The organism is Pseudoxanthomonas suwonensis (assembly GCF_000972865.1).
Classification (GTDB): domain Bacteria; phylum Pseudomonadota; class Gammaproteobacteria; order Xanthomonadales; family Xanthomonadaceae; genus Pseudoxanthomonas; species Pseudoxanthomonas suwonensis_B.
This window is the reverse complement of sequence record NZ_CP011144.1, coordinates 384,872-405,027: the sequence shown is the minus strand read 5'-3', so window position 1 is coordinate 405,027 and position 20,156 is coordinate 384,872. Positions and strand designations below refer to the sequence as shown.

17 protein-coding genes are annotated in these 20,156 nt (G+C 71.2%); 13 read left to right on the top strand and 4 right to left on the bottom strand.

Translation table 11 applies throughout. From position 1 onward, the window contains the following. The first annotated feature begins 3 nt into the window (after window positions 1-3). The 7 genes from WQ53_RS01725 (at window position 4) to WQ53_RS01695 (ending at window position 8,753) form a co-directional block, all read left to right on the top strand. Window positions 4-1,062 (top strand): 2-hydroxyacid dehydrogenase, encoded by a 1,059-nt coding sequence (locus WQ53_RS01725; protein WP_052629819.1) that lies wholly within the window; start codon window positions 4-6, stop codon window positions 1,060-1,062. Window positions 1,063-1,166: 104 nt separating this feature from the next. Then, the gene (locus tag WQ53_RS01720) at window positions 1,167-2,192 is read left to right on the top strand and encodes an aspartate-semialdehyde dehydrogenase (protein WP_052629816.1); all 1,026 of its coding nucleotides are present in this window, start codon (window positions 1,167-1,169) and stop codon (window positions 2,190-2,192) included. A 164-nt stretch (window positions 2,193-2,356) separates the two neighbouring features. Beyond that, window positions 2,357-4,090: a FimV/HubP family polar landmark protein gene (locus WQ53_RS01715; RefSeq protein ID WP_082112797.1), complete on the top strand. Its 1,734-nt coding sequence runs from the start codon at window positions 2,357-2,359 to the stop codon at window positions 4,088-4,090. A gap of 19 nt (window positions 4,091-4,109) precedes the next feature. After that, entirely contained in the window at window positions 4,110-4,883 is a 774-nt protein-coding gene (truA, locus tag WQ53_RS01710) for a tRNA pseudouridine(38-40) synthase TruA (protein WP_052629809.1), read from the top strand. Beyond that, complete coding sequence (locus tag WQ53_RS01705) at window positions 4,880-5,530, top strand: phosphoribosylanthranilate isomerase (protein ID WP_052629807.1); 651 nt, start codon at window positions 4,880-4,882, stop codon at window positions 5,528-5,530. The genes truA and WQ53_RS01705 overlap by 4 nt, the downstream gene beginning before the upstream one ends. Before the next feature lie 664 nt (window positions 5,531-6,194). After that, window positions 6,195-7,295, top strand: coding sequence for a patatin-like phospholipase family protein (locus WQ53_RS01700; RefSeq protein WP_082112796.1), 1,101 nt, complete (start codon window positions 6,195-6,197; stop codon window positions 7,293-7,295). A 3-nt stretch (window positions 7,296-7,298) separates the two neighbouring features. Beyond that, complete coding sequence (locus tag WQ53_RS01695; protein ID WP_052629804.1) at window positions 7,299-8,753, top strand: GntP family permease; 1,455 nt, start codon at window positions 7,299-7,301, stop codon at window positions 8,751-8,753. 83 nt (window positions 8,754-8,836) lie between these two features. Here WQ53_RS01695 and WQ53_RS01690 read toward each other — a convergent pair whose 3' ends face one another. Continuing rightward, on the bottom strand, window positions 8,837-9,214 hold the full coding sequence (locus WQ53_RS01690) for a helix-turn-helix domain-containing protein (RefSeq protein WP_052629801.1): 378 nt from the start codon (window positions 9,212-9,214) through the stop codon (window positions 8,837-8,839). 291 nt (window positions 9,215-9,505) lie between these two features. Between WQ53_RS01690 and WQ53_RS01685 the strand changes: the two genes are divergently transcribed. From WQ53_RS01685 to WQ53_RS01675, 4 genes are all read left to right on the top strand, one after another. Next, a complete protein-coding gene (locus WQ53_RS01685) occupies window positions 9,506-10,756 on the top strand; it encodes an HlyD family secretion protein (RefSeq protein WP_052629798.1) in 1,251 nt (416 codons plus the stop codon). An 86-nt stretch (window positions 10,757-10,842) separates the two neighbouring features. Beyond that, window positions 10,843-11,055, top strand: coding sequence for a hypothetical protein (locus tag WQ53_RS16555; protein WP_144409192.1), 213 nt, complete (start codon window positions 10,843-10,845; stop codon window positions 11,053-11,055). Window positions 11,056-11,114: 59 nt separating this feature from the next. Then, a complete protein-coding gene (locus WQ53_RS01680; protein ID WP_052629795.1) occupies window positions 11,115-12,053 on the top strand; it encodes a murein hydrolase activator EnvC family protein in 939 nt (312 codons plus the stop codon). Between the two features lie 37 nt (window positions 12,054-12,090). Then, entirely contained in the window at window positions 12,091-14,220 is a 2,130-nt protein-coding gene (locus tag WQ53_RS01675) for a peptidase domain-containing ABC transporter (protein WP_052629792.1), read from the top strand. A 238-nt stretch (window positions 14,221-14,458) separates the two neighbouring features. On the opposite strand, the gene WQ53_RS01670 is transcribed toward WQ53_RS01675, so the two are convergent. After that, entirely contained in the window at window positions 14,459-15,346 is an 888-nt protein-coding gene (locus WQ53_RS01670) for a LysR family transcriptional regulator (protein WP_052629789.1), read from the bottom strand. A 98-nt stretch (window positions 15,347-15,444) separates the two neighbouring features. On the opposite strand from WQ53_RS01670, the gene trpB reads away from it, so the two are divergent. After that, window positions 15,445-16,656, top strand: a complete 1,212-nt coding sequence (gene trpB / locus WQ53_RS01665; protein ID WP_428992256.1) for a tryptophan synthase subunit beta — start codon at window positions 15,445-15,447, stop codon at window positions 16,654-16,656. A gap of 172 nt (window positions 16,657-16,828) precedes the next feature. After that, the gene (gene trpA / locus WQ53_RS01660; RefSeq protein WP_052629783.1) at window positions 16,829-17,632 is read left to right on the top strand and encodes a tryptophan synthase subunit alpha; all 804 of its coding nucleotides are present in this window, start codon (window positions 16,829-16,831) and stop codon (window positions 17,630-17,632) included. A gap of 475 nt (window positions 17,633-18,107) precedes the next feature. Here trpA and WQ53_RS01655 read toward each other — a convergent pair whose 3' ends face one another. After that, window positions 18,108-18,626, bottom strand: coding sequence for a methylated-DNA--[protein]-cysteine S-methyltransferase (locus WQ53_RS01655; RefSeq protein ID WP_052629779.1), 519 nt, complete (start codon window positions 18,624-18,626; stop codon window positions 18,108-18,110). Further along, window positions 18,623-20,146, bottom strand: coding sequence for a DNA-3-methyladenine glycosylase 2 (locus tag WQ53_RS01650; protein WP_052629776.1), 1,524 nt, complete (start codon window positions 20,144-20,146; stop codon window positions 18,623-18,625). Before WQ53_RS01650 ends, WQ53_RS01655 begins: the two co-directional genes overlap by 4 nt. Between the last annotated feature and the right edge of the window lie 10 nt (window positions 20,147-20,156).

The window sequence follows — 20,156 nt, the reverse complement described above, 5'->3', positions numbered from 1 at the left end:
GCCATGGCCGGATCGCGTCCGCGCGTATGGGTGTCGCAGCCACTGTTCGACGACATTGTCGGGCAGCTCGCGGCGCACTGCGACGTGGATGCGGTCGCGGAGGTCACCGAGCACGACCCGGCCGCCATCGCCGCCGCGCTGCGCGAGGCCGACGGCGCGCTGGTCACGCTCAACGAGCGCATCGGTGCGCAGGAACTCGCTGGCGCCCCGCGCCTGCGCGCCATCGCCAACGTCGGCGTCGGCTACAACAACCTCGACATTCCCGCGCTGGATGCGGCCGGCATCGTCGCCACCAACACGCCCGAGGTGCTGAGCGAGACCACCGCCGACCTCGGCTTCGCACTGCTGATGGCCGCCGCGCGCCGGATCACCGAGTCCGAGCGCTGGTTGCGCGAAGGCCGCTGGAAGCAGTGGTCGTTCTCGACGATGCTCGGCGCCGACATCCACGGCAGCACCCTGGGCATCCTTGGCATGGGCCGGATCGGGCAGGGCATCGCCCGCCGCGGCCACCACGGCTTCGGCATGAAGGTGCTGTACCACAACCGCTCGCGCTTGCCGGAGACGGTCGAGCGCCGGGTGGGCGCGCGCTACGTCGATTTCGACACCCTGCTGGCGCAGGCCGACCACCTGGTGCTGGTGCTGCCGTATTCGCCGGCCAGCCACCACCTCATCGACGCGGCTGCGCTGGCGAAGATGAAGCCCACGGCCACGCTGGTGAACGTCGCCCGCGGCGGCCTGGTCGACGAACCGGCGCTGGCCGACGTGCTGGCCCACGGCCGCCTGGCCGCGGCCGGGCTGGACGTGTACGAGGGCGAGCCGGCGGTGCGCCCGGAGCTGCTGGCGCTGCGCAACGTGGTGCTGACCCCGCACATCGGCAGCGCCTCGCTGGCCACGCGCCGGGCGATGGTGCAGCTGGCGGTGGACAACCTGCTGGCCGCGCTCGGCGTCGGGCCGCGGGCCGGCCACCCGGCCAACCCGGTCACCGCGAAAAAGACGACCGCCATCGCCGGCCAGGGCGAGGGCAAAGCCGCGGCCGGCAAACGACAGGGAACCTCCGCCTAGCCCGACGGGCTGCACCCGGAGGGAGGTTCCCCGAACCCGGCCGCACGCGCGCACTGCGCGACCCCGCAACGAATCCGAATACCCCACGAATCCGAGAACACCCCATGAGCAATGCAGAACGTCGTTTCACCGTCGCCGTCGTCGGCGCCACCGGCGCGGTCGGCGAGACCATGCTGGCCATCCTGGCCGAGCGCCAGTTTCCGGTCGGAAAGATCATCGCCCTGGCGTCCGAGCGCTCGGCCGGGGGCGACGTTGAATTCGCCGGCCGCAAGATCGAGGTCCAGGACCTGGCCGGCTTCGATCCGACCGGCGTGGACATCGCCCTGTTCTCGGCTGGCGGCGGCGTGTCCAAGGAATACGCGCCGAAGTTCGCCGCGGCCGGCGCGGTGGTGATCGACAACTCCTCGGCGTTCCGCTACGACGACGACGTGCCGCTGGTGGTCTCGGAGGTCAACCCGGAGGCCGCGAAGCACCGTCCGCGCGGGATCATCGCCAACCCCAACTGCTCGACCATGCAGATGCTGGTCGCGCTGGCGCCGCTCCACCGCGAGTACGGCATCGAGCGGATCAACGTGGCCACCTACCAGTCGGTGTCCGGCGCCGGCCGTTCGGCGCTGGAGGAGCTGGGCCGGCAGACCGGCGCGCTGCTCAACTTCCAGGACGCCGATCCGCAGCGCTTCCCGGTGCAGATCGCCTTCAACCTGATCCCGCACATCGACGACTTCCAGGACAACGGCTACACCAAGGAGGAGATGAAGCTGGTCTGGGAGACCCGCAAGATCCTCGGCGACGACTCCATCCAGGTGAACCCGACCGCGGTGCGCGTGCCGGTGTTCTTCGGCCATTCCGAGGCGGTGGCGATCGAGACGAAGAAGAAGGTCACGCCGGAGGCCGCGCGCGAGCTGCTGGAGCGCTCGCCCGGCGTGGAGGTGGTGGACGAGCGCAGGGCCGGCGGCTACCCGACCCCGGTCACCCACGCCTCGGGCAACGACGCGGTGTACGTGGGCCGGATCCGCGAGGACTTCTCGCACCCGCGCGGCCTGAACCTGTGGATCGTGTCCGACAACATCCGCAAGGGCGCCGCGCTCAACGCGGTGCAGGTGGCGGAGCTGGTGGCGCAGGAAGGCTGAGGCCGGTGCGGCGCGGGCTCGCAGCCTGCGCCGCGCTTTCTTGCAGGAGCGGGCATGACCGCGACCCGGGCGTCGGAATCCAGAGGGCGTCGCCTGGGCCGACGGCGTCGGGTCGCGGTCATGCCCGCTCCTACAATGGCGGGGCCTCGGCTATAGTGCGGCGCATGAGAAGCAGGGGACGGGGCGCCACGCGCCCGTGGCATTGGTTGCTGGCGCTCGCGCTGTTGCTGCTGAGCGGCGGCGCGATGGCGCTCGGCCTGGGCCAGATCCGGGTGCTGTCCGCGCCCGGCCAGCCGCTGCTGGCCGAGATCCCGATCATTTCCAACGAACCGGGCGAGCTCGAGAACGCGCGTGCGCGCCTGGCCTCGCCGGAGACTTTCGCCCGCGTCGGCCTGCAGCCGCCGTCGGGGCTGGTCCGCGACCTGCAGTTCGAGATCACCACCGATGCCCAGGGCCGCGCCGTGGTCCGGGTCACCAGCAGCGCGCCGGTCGACGTGCCGGCCGTGGGTTTCCTGGTCGAAGTCGACTGGGGCCAGGGCCGGCTGGTGCGCGAATACTCGGCGCTGGTCGCCGCGCCGCGGACCGCCGAGGCGATCGAGGCGCCGGTGATCGAAGCGCCGCGGGCGATGCCTTCGGACGCCATCGTGCGCGAACCGCAGCCCGTGCCCGTCGCGCCCGCGGCGGTACCCGCGCCGCCTGCCGCACCCGCCGCGCCGGCGCCGGCGCCTGCGCCTGCGCCTGCGCCTGCGCCACGCGCCGCGGCCAGCGTCGCCACCGCCGCGCCCGGCGAGGTGCTCGCGCGGATCGAGCGCGGCCAGACCCTGTCGCAGATCGCCGCGGGCATGGACCGCGGCGGCCGCAGCCTCAACGAAGCGATGGTGGCGCTGCTGCGGGCCAATCCCGAGGCCTTCATCGGCGGCAACATCCATCGCGTGCGCGCCGGTGCGGAGTTGCGGATGCCGGGCGCGGCCGACTACGAGGCCGACGCGGCCAGCGCCGCGGCGCTGGTGCGCGAACAGACCGCGCAGTGGCGGCAGGCCGTGCGCCCGATCCCACAGCCGGCCGATGCCGGCACGGTGCCGGCGACCGCCGCCGCGTCCGCTCCGGCCGCGGCGCCGCCAGCGGCAGCGTCCGGCGCGCGGCTGGAAATCGCGCCGGCGGCCGCAGCGGCCGGCACCCAGGCGACAGAATCCGGACTCGGCGCCGGTGGCGAGGGCGACATGCTGGCAAACGAACAACTGCGCCAGGCCCGGGAAGACCTGGCCACGCGCGACTCGGAACTGGCGGAACTGCGCAGCCGGGTCGAGGAACTGGAGAAGCTGCAGCAGCAGCAATCCAGGCTGATCGAGCTCAAGGACAGCGAACTGGCCGCCGCGCAGCAGACGCTGGCGAAAACCAATGCCGCGTCCGCGGCGCAGGGCGACGGCGCCGCCCCGGCCTGGCTGTGGGCCGGCGTCGGCCTGCTGCTGGTGGCCGCGCTGGTGTGGTGGCTGGCGCGCCGGCCCAAGCCGTTGCCGATCCCGGTCGCCCGCAGTGGCGGTTTCGACGCGGCGGCGCTGGCCGCGGCGGTGCCACAGCCGCAGACGTCGGCCGATCCGACGCTGGCGGCCGACACCCCGGAAGAGGCGCACCATCCCTACGAGGACACCCCGTACCCGGCCGCGACCCATCCGGACGACGGCACGGCGCCGGCCTGGCATACCGGCACGGCCGGCGCGGCGATCGGCCTGGCGCCGCTGAACCCGGCCCCGGCCGGGCGCGAGCGCCTGGAGCTGGCCATCGCCTACCTCGACCTGGGTGACGTGGAGACCGCGCGGACCCTGCTGCACGAGGTCGCCGCCGGCCACGATCCGTCCGCGCGCGACGAAGCGGCGCAGCTGCTTCGCGAGATCGGCTGATCCGGGAAGCGCCGCGGTCATGCGTTACGCGCTGGGCGTCGAATACGACGGCGGCGGCTTCCAGGGCTGGCAGGCGCTCGGGCCGTCCGGGCCGCCGACCGTGCAGGCTGCGCTCGAGCGCGCGCTGAGCTCGGTGGCCGACCAGGCCATCACCGTGACCTGCGCCGGGCGCACCGACGCCGGCGTCCACGCCGAATGCCAGGTCGTGCATTTCGACAGCACCGCCGAGCGCGACCCGCGCGCATGGACCCTGGGCGTGACCGGCCGCCTGCCGCCGGCCGTGTGCGTGCGCTGGTGCGTGCCGGTGCCGCTCGAATTCAGTGCGCGCTTCTCGGCGCGCGCGCGCCGCTACCGCTACCGCCTGGTCAACCGCCAGGTGCGGCCGGCGCTGTACCGGCAGCTGATGGCCTGGGAACGCCGGCCGCTGGACGCCGAGGCGATGCACCGCGCCGCCCAGGCGCTGCTGGGCGAGAACGACTTCAGCGCCTTCCGCACCGTGCACTGCCAGGCGCCGCACGCGCGCCGCGACCTGCAGGAGATCGGGGTGCGACGGGTCGGCGAGACGGTGGAGATCGAAGTGCAGGCCAACGCTTTCCTGCACCACATGGTCCGCAACATCGTCGGCTCGCTGCTGGAAGTGGGCGCTGGCGCCCAGCCGGAGGACTGGATCGCGCAGCTGCTGGCAGGCCGCGACCGCACCCTGGCCGGGCCGACCGCGCCGCCGCAGGGGCTGGTGTTCCTGCGTCCGCTGTATCCTCCGGAATGGGGCCTGCCCGCGGAGGTGACGCTGTGAACCGCACCCTGTACCGCACCCGGATCAAGTTCTGTGGCATGACCCGCCCGGGCGACGTGCGCCTGGCCGGCGAACTGGGCGTGGACGCGGTCGGCTTCGTCTTCGCCGAGGGCAGTCCACGCCGGCTGGCGCCGACCGAGGCGCGGCAGCTGCGCCTGGCGGTGGCGCCGATGGTCAGCGTGGTGGCGCTGTTCCGCGACAACGGCGCCGCCGAGGTGCGCGAGGTGGTGCGCCAGGTGCGCCCGCACCTGCTGCAGTTCCACGGCGAAGAGGACGACGCGTTCTGCCGCGCGTTCCGCGTGCCGTGGATGAAGGCCGTACCGATGGGAAATGGCGAAGCCTGGGACGCGCGCACGCTGCAGCAGCGCTGGCCCAACGCCGACGGCTTCCTGTTCGACAGCCACGGCAAGGGGCAGGGCGGCGGCACCGGCCATGCCTTCGACTGGAGCCGCATCCCCACCGGGCTGCACCGGCCGTTCGTGCTGGCCGGCGGCATCACCCCCGACAACGTCCAGGATGCGGTCCTGGCCACTCTGCCCTGGGCGGTCGACGTGGCCAGCGGCATCGAGGTGGCGCCCGGGATCAAGGACGGCGAGAAGATGCGCCGGTTCGTCGCCGAGGTGCGACGGGCCGATTGCAGCGAGTAGGGCGCGCGTTCGCTGTGCCTGGATACGTGGTGCGTCGCTTTCGGTGACGGCGAGGCGGCGTAGTGCGGCCGCTCCATCTCCACCGTCGTCCCGGCGTAGGCCGGGACCTAGCGCCTTTCCGCCGTTTGATGCCAACGTAGAAGCCTGAAGTCACTGGGTCCCGGCCTACGCCGGGACGACGGGGCGGGGTTGTAGGAGCCGGGTTCAGCCGGCGACTCGACGCCATTGGCACAGGCGACGCCCCCGTGATTCCGACGCCCGTGTCGCCGACTGAAGTCAGCTCCTACAGAAGAGCGGCCGACGCCGCAGCTGGTTTGTCGGCCGCGCCGCCCGATTGGTGGCCCGGCGCATGGTGGGTGAAGTGCGAATGGCGCGCGCTGCGTGCCGCTGTCATCCACCGGCAAGAAAGGCAGGGCAGCATCGCGCCGGTTGGCACAGCATGGCAGCGCCGGTGCGTCGGCCAGTGGCGCCATGCCCGGGCACGATCGACTTTGCGCCGCCGAGCAAACCGCGTTAGCGTTCGGCAGGCAGGGGATGGCGGTGCCGCCGGCATCCGCATCCAGCGTGTCCTGGGGAGGGCATGGACCGGTGTCGGCCTCCGCGCGGCGGATGCAGGCAGGCGGTTCCGTTTGCCAGTCCCGTGTCCCGGTCAGGATCAGACGCCATGCCTGTTGCGCCCCGCCGCCCGCCTGCCACCGCCTCCAGCCGCGCCGGCACCCGCAAGAAATCCTCGCCTGCGAAGACCACCCGCCGCGGCACGCTGCTGGTCGATCTCGCCCTGCAGGGCGGCGGCGCGCATGGCGCCTTTACCTGGGGCGTGCTCGACCGGCTGCTGGAGGAGGAGTGGCTGCAGATCGACGGCATCTCCGGCACCTCGGCCGGGGCGATGAACGCGGCGGTGCTGGTCGACGGCTACGGCAAGGGCGGCCGCGAGGGCGCGCGCGCCGCGCTGGCCGCGTTCTGGCGAGCGGTGTCCGACGCCGCGCTCTTCAGCCCGTTCCAGCGCGGACCGCTGGACGTGATGCTGGGCCGCTGGAGCCTGGACGGGTCGCCGCTGTTCGTCGGCATGGACCTGGCCACGCGGCTGTGGTCGCCCTACGACTTCAATCCGTTCGGCTTCAATCCGCTGCGCGACCTCCTCGAGGCCTCGATCGACTTCGAGCAGCTGACCCGGGCGCCGGTCAAGCTGTTCATCACCGCGACCAACGTGCGCACCGGCCGCGGCCGGGTGTTCCGCAACGCTGAGCTCAGCCCCGACGTGCTGCTGGCCTCGGCCTGCCTGCCGAACATGTTCCAGGCGGTCGAGCTCGACGGCGAGTACTACTGGGACGGCGGCTACTCGGGCAACCCGACCATCACCCCGCTGGTGCGCGACTGCGACTCGCGCGACACCATCCTGGTGGCGATCAATCCGGTCGAGCGCGCGGGCCGGCCGACCACGGCGCGGGAGATCCTCAGCCGGATCAACGAGGTCTCGTTCAACGCCGGGCTGCTGAAGGAACTGCGCATGATCGCGCTGCTGCGCCAGGTGGTGGACGCCGGCAACTGCGAGGGTGCGCGCTGGGCGCAGATGCGCATCCACCTGGTCCGCAACGAACTGGCGGCCGAACTCGACCACTCCTCCAAGCTCAACGCCGAATGGTCGTTCCTGAAGATGCTGCACGGGGAAGGCCGGCGCGCGGCGGCGGATTTCCTGGCGCGCGACGGCGGCAACCTCGGCCGGCGCTCGTCGGTCGACCTCGACATCCTGCTGGAAGGAGTCTGAGCCATGGGACTGCTCGGCATCCTCGCCGGCCTCGGCCTGCTGGTATTCCTGTCCTACCGCGGCTGGAGCGTGCTGCTGCTGGCGCCGGCCGCCGCGCTGGTGGTGGCGCTGTTCGCCGCCGAGCCGCTGCTGGCGCACTGGACCATCACCTTCATGTCCAGCGCCGCGGGCTTCATCGCGCAGTTCTTCCCGATCTTCCTGCTGGGCGCGCTGTTCGGCAAGCTGATGGAGGACAGCGGCTCGGTGACCGCGATCGCGCGGTTCATGACCGACAAGCTGGGCACCCGGCGGGCGATGCTGGCGGTGGTGCTCTCCGGCGCGCTGGTGACCTACGGCGGCGTCAGCCTGTTCGTCGCCTTCTTCGTGCTGGCGCCGATGGCCGCGGTGCTGTTCGGCGGCGCCGGCATCCCGCGCCGGCTGATGCCTGCCGCGCTGGCGCTGGGCACCTCCACCTTCACCATGTCGGCGATGCCGGGCACGCCCTCGATCCAGAACGCGATCCCGATGCCGTTCTTCGGCACCACGCCATTCGCGGCGCCGGGGCTGGGCCTGATCGCCTCGGCGATCATGCTCGGCTTCGGCCTGTGGTGGCTGGGGCGTGCGGAGTCGCGCGCGCGCGCCGCGGGCGAGGGGTTCGGCGAGCTGTTGCCGACGCCGGCCGGCGCGGTGGCCACCGACGAACTGGTGCGCGAGCGCGCCACGGTGTCGCAGGCCTTCGATCCGGCCGAGGCGATCCACGGCGCGCCGGGAACCAGTCCGCCGCCGGTGGCCGCGGCGTTCGCGCCGCTGGTGGTGGTGATCGGGGTCAACCTGCTGATGTCGCTGGTGCTGCTGCCGCGCATGGACGTGTCCTACCTGGCCGAGCCGCGCTTCGGCCCGACCGTGCTGTCGGCGGTCGGCGGCGTGTGGTCGGTGTCGGTGGCGCTGGCGGCGGCGATCGTTACCGTGGTCGCGCTCAACTTCCGCCGCTTCCCGGCGCTGCGTTCCAGCGTGGACGCCGGCGCCAACGCCTCGGTGCTGCCGATCCTGTCGGTGGCCAGCCTGGTCGGCTTCGGCTCGGTGGTCGCGGCGATGCCTGCGTTCGAGGTGGTGCGCGACTGGGTGCTAGGCATCGGCGGCGGCCCGCTGGTGTCGCTGGCGGTGGCCACGAACGTCCTGGCCGGGCTGACCGGCTCGGCGTCCGGCGGCCTGACCATCGCCCTGGATTCGCTCGGGCCGACCTTCATGCAGATCGCCGCCGACTACGGCATCGACCCGGCGCTGATGCACCGCATCGCGGTGATGGGCTCGGGCACGCTGGACATGATGCCGCACAACGGCGCGGTGGTGACCCTGCTGGCGGTGTGCGGCTGCAAACACCGGCAGAGCTACTTCGACCTGGCCATGGCCGCGGTGCTGGGACCGCTGCTCGCGCTGGTGGTCGTGATCGTGCTGGGTTCGGTGTTCGGTTCGTTCTGAGCGCGCAGGCCTTGGGTTGCTGTTTCAGCCGCCAGGTCGGCCAGCACTCGGATGGGCGCAGGCGCGACAGCCAGCCGAGTGGCTCAGGCGCTGCGTTTCCCGCTGGCCGACAGCTGTGCTTCGGTGATGTTGAGCAGTACGCGGCGAACGTGTCTGTCGGCGACGCGGAAGGCCTGCAGCAGGCGCCGCTCGTCGGGGTCGTGGACGAGCTCGGCGTCGAGCGCAGGGATGTCCTCGGGTTCGGCCTGGTAGGCCATGGGGCCGCGCCCCGTCGCAAGCCATTCGAAACGCACCTCGGTGGCGTGCGCCAGCCGGCCCAGGCGCGATGTGGTGGGTAGCGCTCCCATCGAGCATTCCCAGTTGGCGACCGCTCCCCGGCTGACGCCGAGCTGCAGGGCCAGTGCTTCCTGTGACATCCGTGCGCGCTGGCGCGCGATCCGGATCCGCATCGAAAGTTCCATGCCGATTCCCCTCTGGCCTTCCTGGACAGATTGGCCAGCGTAGCCTCCGGGTCCTGGCCCTGCAACCACAGCGCAGATGCAAGCGATACTGGCTGAAATTCGTACAGTTCCGCTTGCAGATGGCGGCCAGCCCTTGAGCATGGGCCGAGACTCAGGCGATGCAAGCGCTATTGGCTTCATCTGCATGACCTCGTGACTTGCCAGTCCATCGGACCGATGGCGAATATCGGTGTGCCGTCGGCTGCGGATGCCGCTGGCGGGAACGTCTCCATCGTCAGCGCAGGGAAGCGGATGACACAGGAACTCTTTCGCAGGGAAGCGCTGGAAGCCAGGCGGACGCAGGGGCTTGGCGGCATCTCGCTGGCCCAGCCGCTGCGCCTTTGGCTGCTGGTCGTGGCAGCGGCGCTGGCGGCCACCGCCATCGTCCTGTTCCTGGTACTGGGCAGCTATACCCGCCGTTCCAGCGTGACCGGGCAGCTGGTGCCTTCCGCCGGCCTGGTCACGGTGCTGTCGCCGGCCACCGGGGTGGTGGGGCGATTGGAGATCGCCGAAGGCGACCGGGTGGAGGATGGCCGGCCACTGGCGGTGGTGACCGTGCCGCGCACCACGCGGGGCAGCGGCGATGCGCAGACGGCGCTGGAGCAGCGTCTGCAGGAACGGCAGGACGGACTGGCTTCCGTGCAGCAGGCGCAGCAACAGCAGTTGGAGGCGCAGGCCGACGGCCTGCGCGCGCAACTGGCCAGCGCCCGCCGCGAACTGGCGCATGCCGAGGCCGAGGTGTCCACCCGCCAGGAGCAGATCCGCATTGCCCGCGAGACGCTGCAGCGGCTGCGGCAGCTGGAGGATGGGCAGTACGTCAGCGTGCTGCAGATCAAGCAGCAGGAGTCGCTGGTGCTGGAATACACCAGCCAGAGGCAGGCATTGCAGCGCCAGGCCATCGGCGCGCGGCGGACCATCGTCCAACTGGAACAGGCATTGCGGGAGTTGCCGGGGCAGCGCCAGACCGCCGAGGCCGGCTACCGCGGCGAACTGGCGCGCCTGGAGCAGGAGCGGGTGCAGACCGAGGCCAGTGGCGCGCTGGTGGTGACCGCACCGGTGGACGGGGTGGTGGCAACCCGGATGGTCAAGGCAGGACAGGCCGTGCAGGCCGGCCAGCCGCTGATGAGCCTGCTGCCGGGCCGCGGCGAACTGGAGGCCGAACTGCTGGTGCCCAGCCGCGCCATCGGCTTCATCGCGCCCGGCGACAGCGTGTTGCTGCGCTACCAGGCTTTCCCGTACCAGAAGTTCGGCCACCACGCAGGCAGCGTGGCCAGCATCAGCCGCAGCGCGCTGGGCGCCGGTGAGTCGGGCGGCCAACAGGGTGAGTCGTTCTACCGGGTGACCGTGGCGCTGGAGCGGCAGGCGGTGACCGCCTACGGACGACCGGAGCCGCTGAAGCCGGGGATGCGGCTGGAGGCGGACATCCTGGGCGAGAAGCGCCGGCTGATCGAATGGATTTTCGAACCCTTGTATTCGCTCACGGGGAAGGTGGGTGGCGCTTGACCTTCTCGCGGGCGACGAATCGCCGGGTGTGTGTCCGGTCCCATGGCACAGGGGTTTCTGTGCCGGACAATCGAGGAGAAAACGTGATGCGCGAGTTGACTGTGGAGGAGTTCGACGAGGTCGCGGGTGGTCCGGGTCCGCTGCTCTATCTTGCAGGGGCGGCCATCGTCGCGGCAGGATCGGCCGTCGGTGGCTATCTGGCAGGGAAGTCGGCAGGTGAGAAGTCCGCCCAGGCATCTGCAACCGTCGATACGGGATCGGGAAGTGTCGAGGTCAGCTGCTCGGCGAGTTCGCAGTAGGGTCAACGCGTCAGGGCCAGGTGGCGGCAGCTTTGCCGCCACCTTCAATGTGGCGAAAAATGAAGACGAATGTCGTCGTATCCTCGATCGCAGCGTTCATCATCCTTGCGTTCTTTTCATTCGCGGCCGCATTCCTGTTCGGCGTCAGGAAGGGCGCATCGGCGCCGGCGGATCGCGCGCGGGAGGAATGTTCGGGCGCCCTCTCCGGGAGGCCGCTTGTCGACCAGCGGTACGTCGAGTTGCGTGAAAGCAGGACCGCATCCGCGGATGGCGAGGTGGTTTCCTGGAACATCGTCATCAGGAAGTTCGACGGATTCGACATTTGGGTGCTCCTGGACGGAATCGACCCTGGCCTGGATGGGGGCGGCAACAGGATCTATGTCGAAGTCGGCGACGAAGAACGGACATTCAGGACGCAACCCTCGCGCAGCGGAAAAATAAGCTTCTACCGTGAATTCGCGTATGGCTCGGTTACCGATGCGTGGCCCGAGCGCGGCGCCGAGCGAATGCTGGTCGACTATCCCGTGCGAGGCCGCAGCAGGATCGTCCAGGCGGACGGAAAGCATTCGCTGTTCGGCAGGGATACCCATTCCGGAAAGATGATGCATGCGGTGGACGTTTCCGCGGGCATCGGTGCTGTCGTCGTCGCGGTGAGGGACGGCCTGGTGGTGCATGCTGTCGACGGCTACCCCGACGCCGGGTGCTACCTGCCTGAGCTGAAGGCAAGGTCCAATACCGTCGTTGTCCTTCATGACGACGGGACCGAGGCGGTGTATGGCCATCTCATGCAGGGCTCGATAGGGGTCGACGCAGGGAGCCGCGTGCGGGCGGGGGAATCGATCGCCAGGGTCGGAAATTCCGGGATGTCTTCGCAGCCGCATCTCCACCTCCAGGTCGGCGGCCTGACCGAGCACGGGTATCGGACCATTCCACTGGGTTTCCAGGGCTGTGGAAGCGGAAGCTTCCTGCCCAGGCTGGGCGAGGTGTCCTGTGAGTAACCATCAGGCTCTTCCCCGGACTGCTTGACGCATCCCCATGCCGGAAATCAGGACCAGGGCGATAGTTTCGACGGAAGCCGCCGAATGCGGCCTGGCCTCCTTGTCGATGGTGGCCGACGCGCACGGAATGCGGCTGGGCCTGGTCGAACTGCGCCGGCGCTTCCCGATGTCGCTCAAGGGCGCCAGGCTCTCGAACCTCGTCCATATCGCCCAGCAGCTCGGCTTCTCCACCCGCCCGCTGCGGCTGGACCTGGAAGACCTGGGCAGGCTGAAGTTGCCCTGCATCCTGCACTGGGACCTGAACCACTTCGTGGTGCTGGCCAGGGTCGGCAAGTCCAGGGTCACGATCCTCGATCCTGCGGTCGGCGAGCGGAAGCTGTCCCTGGCCGAGGTTTCCGGGCACTTCAGCGGGGTGGCGCTGGAACTGACGCCCACCGCCGAGTTCAGGCCGCGGCAGGCGGCGCCCGCAGTGTCGGCCCGGCAATTGACCGGCCCCATCGGCGGACTGTGGAGTGCGCTGGCGCAAATCCTGCTGTTGTCGGTGGCCTTGCAGGTCTTCGTGGTGCTGGCCCCGTTCCTCATGCAGTGGGTGGTGGACCAGGTGCTGGTCTCCGCCGACAAGGACCTGCTGACGGTACTGGGCCTGGGCTTCGGCCTGGTGCTGCTGCTGCAGATCGGCATCGGCCTGCTGCGCGGCTGGTCGGTGGTTTTCCTGTCCTCGCGGCTGGGCCTGCAGTGGATGGGAGGCGTGTTCGCGCACCTGCTGCGGCTGCCGCTGGACTTCTTCGGGAAGCGCCACCTGGGCGACATCACCTCGCGCATGGCCTCGGTGCAGGCGATCCAGCGCACGCTGACCACCAGCTTCGTCGAGGCGATCATCGATGGCCTGATGGCGCTGGTCACGCTGGGCCTGATGCTGGTCTACAGCTGGAAGCTGGCGCTGGTGACGCTGCTGGCGGTGGCGCTGTACCTGGGCATCCGCGCGTTGGCCTACCGGCCGGTGCGCGACCGCACCGAGCAGCACATGGTGGCGGGGGCCAAGCAGCAGACCCACCTGCTGGAGTCGTTGCGCGGCATGCAGAGCCTGAAGGTGGCCGGCGAGGAGCCGCAGCGGCGCGCCACCTACGAGAACCTGATGGTGGATACGGTCAACCACGAGGTGCGGCTGGCGCGCATGGGCCTGGGTTTCAACAGCGCCAGCCAGCTGGTGTTCGGCATCGAGCGGATCGCGGTGATCTGGATCGGTGCGCTGCTGGCACTGCAGAATGTGTTCTCGGTGGGCATGCTGATCGCCTACCTGGCCTACAAGGACCAGTTCGCCGGGCGCATGGCGGCGCTGATCGACAAGTGGGTCGAGTTCCGCATGCTGCGCCTGCACGGCGAGCGCCTGGCCGACATCGTGCTGACGCCGCCGGAAGACGCCGCCGGCCAGCCAGAGCTGCCGCCGCCGCCGGACACGCGGATCGAGGTCGAGGGCCTGTGGTTCCGCTACGGCGAGGGTGAGCCCTGGGTGCTGCAGGACTGCAGCTTCGTGATCGAACCGGGCGAATCGGTGGCGGTCGTCGGCGCTTCCGGTTGCGGCAAGACCACCCTGGTCAAGCTGCTGCTCGGCCTGCTGCAGCCGTCGCAGGGACGCATCTGCATCGGCGGCTACGACCTGCGCAAGGTCGGGCCGCGCAACGTGCGCGCGATCGTCGGCGCGGTGATGCAGGACGACCAGCTGTTCGCCGGCAGCATCGCCGACAACATCGGCTTCTTCGACGGCCACTTCGACCCGGCGCGGATCGAGGCCGCCGCGCGCCTGGCCGCGGTCCACGACGAGATCGCGGCCATGCCGATGGGCTACCACAGCCTGATCGGCGACATGGGCAGCAGCCTGTCGGGCGGACAGAAGCAGCGGGTGGTCCTGGCGCGGGCGCTGTACCGTGAGCCGAAGCTGCTGTTCCTGGACGAGGCCACCAGCCACCTGGACGTGGGCAACGAGCGCCTGGTCAACGAGGCGGTCCAGCGCCTGGCGCTGACCAAGGTGATCGTGGCGCACCGGCCGGAGACCATCGCCAGCGCCGACCGGGTACTGGTGCTGGAACAGGGCAGGATCGTGCAGGACCTGCGACCGTGCCCGGCGACTCCGGAGACGCAGGCGATGCAGGAGTTTGCCGTGAACTGAGCGCGGCCGGTGGTACGCGCGATGGGCGCCCGGGTAGTGGGGCGCGGAGCAGGGCTCCAGGGCCCATGGGCCGCATCCGCCAGCCCGCCCGGTTAGGTATCCGGCCGGTTCCGGGTGCGCCCGCTAACCGGCGGTAGTCGGGTCGATGACGGCGACCACCTCGGAGACGTGGTCGGCGGGGAAGCCGCCGCGGCGCGCGTGCTCACGCACCAACGCCTCGTCGGGCGCGGCCAGTCGCTCAGCCGGCCAGTTCGCGGCGCAACCAGCTGGCCAGCGCGGCGATGCGCGCGTCGTCCTGGCCGCGCGACGTGCACAGCGCCCAGCTGCCGCCGGTTTCCGTGAAGCCCCAGGGCGCGACGAGGCGGCCGCTGTCCAGGTCGGCCTGAACCAGCTCCTGCGGCGCGATCGCCACGCCCAGGCCGGCGGCGGCGGCTTCCAGCAGGTAGGTGAGGTGGTCGAAACCCGTGCCCGGGCGCAGCCGCGTGGCGTCCAGCCCCTGGCTGGCTAACCAGCGCGGCCAGGCCTGCGGACGCGAGGTGGTGTGCAGCAGCGGCTCGTCCAGCAACGCGGCGGCCGGTGCGTTGGATAGCGTTGGATAGCGCGCATGGCGCGGGCTGAGCACCGGCCCGATGCGTTCCGGGCCCAGCGCATGCACCCGCCACTCGGCCGGCCACGGCGCCTGGCCCAGCAGCAGGGCCGCGTCCAGGCCGGTCAGCGCGGCATCGAATCCGGACTCCTGCGCGGACAGGTGCAGTTTCAGGTCGGGAAGCTCGGCCGACAGGCGCTCGAGGCGCGGGATCGCCCAGCGCGCCAGCACGCTGCCGGGACAGCCCAGCACCAGGGCCGACGCCTGGCCGTCGCGCCGCAGGCCCGACCAGGCGCCGCGCAGCACGTCGAAGGCATCGCCGGCCGCATCGCGCAGGCGCAGGCCGGCGGCAGTCAGGGCCAGGCCGCGCCCCTCGCGTTCGAACAGTGGCGCGCCCAGCGCCTCCTCCAGGGTGCGGATGTGCCGGCTGACCGCACCGTGGGTGACGTGCAGTTCCCCGGCGGCGCGGCTGACGCTGCCCAGCCGGGCCGCGGCCTCGAAGGCACGCAGGGCATTGAGGGGCGGCAGGGGGCGCGGCATCGTGTGAGTTTATCTGACAAATGAGCCAGATATTGTCATCATTCCTGGTGATCCATGTGCGTTAACCTGAGGGAACAGAAAAGCTTCAGATGCCTGCCATGCCCACGCCTACGGACTTCCACGCCTTCCCCGACGCGACCGGCCACTTCGGCCGCCACGGCGGCCGCTTCGTCGCCGAGACCCTGATCGGCCCGTTGCAGGAACTGGCGGCGGCCTACGACGCCGCGCGGGTCGATCCGGCCTTCGTCGCCGCCTTCGAGCAGGACCTCAAGCACTACGTCGGCCGGCCCAGCCCGATCTACCACGCGCAGCGGCTGAGCCGGGAAACCGGCGGCGCGCAGATCCTGCTCAAGCGCGAGGACCTGAACCACACCGGCGCGCACAAGATCAACAACACCATCGGCCAGGCGCTGCTGGCCAGTCGCATGGGCAAGAAGCGGATCATCGCCGAGACCGGCGCCGGCCAGCACGGCGTGGCCAGCGCCACCGTGGCCACGCGCCTGGGCCTGGAGTGCGTGGTCTACATGGGTGCCACCGACATCGAGCGGCAGAAGATCAACGTCTACCGGATGAAGCTGCTCGGCGCCACGGTGGTGCCGGTCACGTCCGGCTCGGCCACGCTCAAGGACGCGCTCAACGAGGCCATGCGCGACTGGGTGACGAACGTGGCCGACACCTTCTACATCATCGGCACGGTGGCCGGCCCGGATCCGTACCCGCGCATGGTCCGCGACTTCAACGCCGTGGTCGGGCGCGAGGCGCGCGCGCAGATGCTGGCCGACTACGGCCGCCTGCCGGACGCGATCACCGCCTGCGTGGGCGGCGGCAGCAACGCGATCGGCCTGTTCCATGCGTTCCTCAACGATCCGGGCGTGCGCATCGTCGGCGCCGAGGCCGCCGGCGACGGCATCGACACCGGCCGCCATGCGTCCTCGCTGTCGGCCGGCCGCATCGGCGTGCTGCACGGCAACCGCACCTACGTGATCTGCGACGACGACGGGCAGATCATCGAGACCCACTCGATCTCCGCCGGCCTGGATTACCCGGGCGTCGGTCCCGAGCACGCCTTCCTCAAGGACAGCGGTCGCGCCGAATACGTCGGTGTCACCGACGAGGAGGCGCTGGCCGCGTTCCACACGCTCACCCGCACCGAGGGCATCCTGCCGGCGCTCGAGTCCAGCCATGCCGTCGCCCAGGCGATCAAGCTGGCGCGCGAGCTGCCGAAGGACGCGCTGGTGCTGTGCAACCTGTCCGGCCGCGGCGACAAGGACGTGCACACCATCGCCGCGCGCGAAGGCATCATGCTTTGAAGCTATTCCTTCTCCCTTTGGGAGAAGGTGCCCGAAGGGCGGATGAGGGTCGGTTTACCAGCGACCTTCCCGCGTGCTGCAAAACCGAACCCTCTCCCCAACCCCTCTCTCCCACGGGGACTTCCTTCGGTCGCCGTAGGGAGAGGGGCTCCAGAACATACCGAGTCGTCGCATGAGCCGTTTCGAAACGAAATTCGCGCAACTGTGCGCCTCCGGCCGCAAGGCCCTGATCCCGTTCGTCACCGCCGGCGATCCGTCGCTGGAGGCCACGGTGCCGGTGATGCACGCGCTGGTCGAGGCGGGCGCCGACGCCATCGAGCTGGGCGTGGCCTTCTCCGATCCGATGGCCGACGGCCCGGTAATCCAGCGCAGTTCCGAGCGCGCGCTGGCGCGCGGCGCCGGGACCGACTACGTGTTCGACTGTGTGCGCCGCTTCCGCGAGCGCGACGGCGACACGCCGGTGGTGCTGATGGGCTATCTCAATCCGGTGGAGATCCGTGGCGCGGCGCGCTTCGCCGCCGAGGCGGTCGCCGCTGGTGTCGACGGCGTGCTGCTGGTCGACCTGCCGCCTGAGGAGGCGGCCGATTTCCAGCGCCCGTTCAACCAGGCCGGCCTCGCGCTGGTGATGCTGGCTGCGCCGACCACTTCGCCGGAACGCGCGGCGATGCTGTGCGCGAACGCACAAGGCTATCTCTACTACGTCAGCTATGCCGGCGTGACCGGCGCCGACCGCCTGGATACGCATGAGGCCGGTCGCCGCCTGCAGGAGCTGCGCGCCGCCTCGAAGGTGCCGGTGGTGGCCGGCTTCGGCATCAAGGACGCGGCCAGCGCCGCGGCGATGGCGGCCGACGCCGACGGCGTGGTGGTGGGCAGCGCGCTGGTGTCGGCGCTGGCCGACGCGTCCGGTGGGGACGAAGCGGCGGCGCGGGCGAAGGCGTTCCTGGCGCCGCTGCGGCAGGCGATCGACAACCCGTAGGAGCTGGCTTCAGCCGGCGACGCGCCACGTCGGCACAGGCGACACCCTCGTTTTCCCGACGCCCGTGTCGCCGTCATGCCGGCTCCTAGAGGGGAGTCAGCCGCCTCGCTGCCATTGTAGGAGCTGGCTTCAGCCGGCAACGCGCCACGTCGGCACAGGCGACGCCTTCGTCTTTCCGACGCCCGTGTCGCCGTCATGCCGGCTCCTACAGGGGGGGCAGCCGCCTCGCTGCCGTTGTAGGAGCTGGCTTCAGCCGGCGACGCGCCACGTCGGCACAGGCGACGCCCTCGTCTTTCCGACGCCCGTGTCGCCGTCATGCCGGCTCCTACAGGGGAGTCAGCCGCCTCGCTGCCGTTGTAGGAGCTGGCTTCAGCCGGCGACACGCCACGTAGGCACAGGCGACACCCTCGTTTTCCCGACGCCCGTGTCGCCGTCATGTCGGCTCCTGCAGGGGTGGCGCGGCGCCGTTGCCGGGTCAGGTCGCGAACAGGTCCGGTGCGGGCGTTTCCCGCGGCAGCGCGCCTTCCAGTTCCAGCAGGAAGCGCTTGGTCGGCAGGCCGCCGCCGAAGCCTGTGAGCGAGCCGTCGGCGCCGATCACGCGGTGGCAGGGCAGCACGATCGGCAGCGGGTTGCGGCCGTTGGCCGCGCCGACCGCGCGCGTCGCCGACGGCCGGTCCACGCGCGCGGCCAGCTGCGCGTAGCTGGCGGTTTCGCCGTAAGGAATGGCGGCCAGCGCGAACCAGACCTCGCGCTGGAACGGCGTGCCCTGCGGTGCCAGCGGCAGGTCGAACGTGCGGCGCTCGCCGGCGAAGTATTCGTCCAGCTGCGCCTGCGCCCGGCGCAGCAGCGGATGGTCGCCCTCGCGCCAGTCGCGGTCGCGGCGCACCGGGTGGCGGTTGCTGGGGAACTCGATCGCATGCAGGCCGGCGTCGGAGGCGGCGATGGTCAGGGGGCCGACCGGGCTGTCGATGCGGTGGTAGTGGATGGTGCTCATCGTTTCTTCTCCGTGGGAGTGGGCGACGCCATCACGTCGCGCCAGAGATGGATCACGGCGTAGCCGCGCCACGGCCGCCAGGCCTCGGCGCGCTCGCGCAGGCGGCGCGCGGTGAGGCGGCTGCCGTCGGCGGGCACCGCCTTCTGCAGCACCAGGTCCTCGGTCGGGAACGCATCGGGATGGCCGAGCGCGCGCAGCGCCAGGTACTGCGCGGTCCACGGGCCGACGCCCGGCAGCGCATTCCAGGCAGCGGCGAATTCGTCCAGGGTCTGTTCGGCGCCGAAGCCGACCCGGCCGTCGAGCAGGGCGCGGGCGATGCCGCGCACGGTGGCCGCGCGCGCGGCGGTCAGGCCCAGGCCGTCCAGGTCGCCGTCGGCCAGCGCCGCGGGCGTGGGAAACAGGTGGGTCAGTTCCGGGAGCGATGGAGCCGCCAGCGCATGGCCGTGGCGCTGCGCCAGGCGCGTGGTCAGCGTGCGCGCGGCGGCGACGCTGACCTGCTGGCCGATCACTGCGCGCACCGCGATCTCGAAACCGTCCCAGCCGCTGGGCAGGCGCAGTCCCGGGCGCCGGCGCAGCAGTGGGCGCAGGCGCGGATCGGCCGACAGCGCCGCGGCGATCGCGGTTGGATCGGCGTCCAGGTCGAACATGCGGCGCACGCGTTGGACGATGTCGGCCAGCTGCGCCGGCGCGGCGCCGTGCAGTTCCAGCTTCAGCGCGTGCTGGCGGCCGTCGCGTCCGCCCGGCCAGGCGCTGATCCGCAGCCAGCCCGGCGCCTGCGGCGTGCCGATGACGCGCGCGTAGCTGCGCGCATCGACCGCCTCGACCCCGGGCAGGGCGCGGCCGCGCAGGAAGTCGAGCATGGCGGTGAAGTCGTACGGGGGCCGGTAGCCCAGCCGCAGCACCAGCGGCTGGGCCGGGTCGATCGCCGTCTCGGCCGGCGCGCGCTTGCGCAGTTCACGCGGGGCCATGCGGTAGGCCTCGAGGAACGCGGCGTTGAAGCGGCGCAGGCTGGAGAAACCGGCGGCCAGCGCCACCTCGGTGACCGGCAGGGGAGTCTCGGTCAGCAACTGCTTGGCGAACAGCAGGCGGCGGGTGCCGTGCACGCCGATCGGTGCCGCACCGAGGCGTTCGACGAACAGCCGCCGCAGTTGCCGTTCGCCCAGGTGCACGCGCTCGGCCAGTTCGGCCAGCGGGCGTTCGGCCAGGAAACCCTGGTCGATCAGCTTGAGCGCGCGGGCCACGGTTTCGTCGCCGCGGCGCCAGGCGCCTTCACCGGGGGCCAGTTCCGGCCGGCAGCGCAGGCAGGGGCGGAAACCGGCGGCTTCGGCCGCGGCGGCGCTGGGGTAGTAGCCGACGTTCTCGCGCCTGGGTGCCGGTGCCGGGCACACCGGCCGGCAGTAGATGCCGGTGCTGCGCACGGCGGTGAAGAACAGGCCGTCGAAGCGCGCGTCGCGGCTCAGCCGCGCGCGCTCGCAGACGCGCGGATCGGGCAGGGCGGCAATGGCGGGAGTGGAGGACATGGGTGCAGGC

Bases quoted from the DNA above. Each gene is read 5' to 3' on its own strand.
- trpB (WP_428992256.1), top strand. From the start codon at position 15,445: ATGCCCACGCCTACGGACTTCCACGCCTTCCCCGACGCGACCGGCCAC.
- WQ53_RS01690 (WP_052629801.1), bottom strand. From the start codon at position 9,214: ATGGAACTTTCGATGCGGATCCGGATCGCGCGCCAGCGCGCACGGATG.
- WQ53_RS01650 (WP_052629776.1), bottom strand. From the start codon at position 20,146: ATGTCCTCCACTCCCGCCATTGCCGCCCTGCCCGATCCGCGCGTCTGC.
- truA (WP_052629809.1), top strand. From the start codon at position 4,110: ATGCGTTACGCGCTGGGCGTCGAATACGACGGCGGCGGCTTCCAGGGC.
- WQ53_RS01725 (WP_052629819.1), top strand. From the start codon at position 4: ATGGCCGGATCGCGTCCGCGCGTATGGGTGTCGCAGCCACTGTTCGAC.
- WQ53_RS01700 (WP_082112796.1), top strand. From the start codon at position 6,195: ATGCCTGTTGCGCCCCGCCGCCCGCCTGCCACCGCCTCCAGCCGCGCC.
- WQ53_RS01715 (WP_082112797.1), top strand. From the start codon at position 2,357: ATGAGAAGCAGGGGACGGGGCGCCACGCGCCCGTGGCATTGGTTGCTG.
- WQ53_RS01670 (WP_052629789.1), bottom strand. From the start codon at position 15,346: ATGCCGCGCCCCCTGCCGCCCCTCAATGCCCTGCGTGCCTTCGAGGCC.
- WQ53_RS01680 (WP_052629795.1), top strand. From the start codon at position 11,115: ATGAAGACGAATGTCGTCGTATCCTCGATCGCAGCGTTCATCATCCTT.
- WQ53_RS16555 (WP_144409192.1), top strand. From the start codon at position 10,843: ATGCGCGAGTTGACTGTGGAGGAGTTCGACGAGGTCGCGGGTGGTCCG.
- WQ53_RS01695 (WP_052629804.1), top strand. From the start codon at position 7,299: ATGGGACTGCTCGGCATCCTCGCCGGCCTCGGCCTGCTGGTATTCCTG.
- trpA (WP_052629783.1), top strand. From the start codon at position 16,829: ATGAGCCGTTTCGAAACGAAATTCGCGCAACTGTGCGCCTCCGGCCGC.
- WQ53_RS01720 (WP_052629816.1), top strand. From the start codon at position 1,167: ATGAGCAATGCAGAACGTCGTTTCACCGTCGCCGTCGTCGGCGCCACC.
- WQ53_RS01655 (WP_052629779.1), bottom strand. From the start codon at position 18,626: ATGAGCACCATCCACTACCACCGCATCGACAGCCCGGTCGGCCCCCTG.
- WQ53_RS01685 (WP_052629798.1), top strand. From the start codon at position 9,506: ATGACACAGGAACTCTTTCGCAGGGAAGCGCTGGAAGCCAGGCGGACG.
- WQ53_RS01675 (WP_052629792.1), top strand. From the start codon at position 12,091: ATGCCGGAAATCAGGACCAGGGCGATAGTTTCGACGGAAGCCGCCGAA.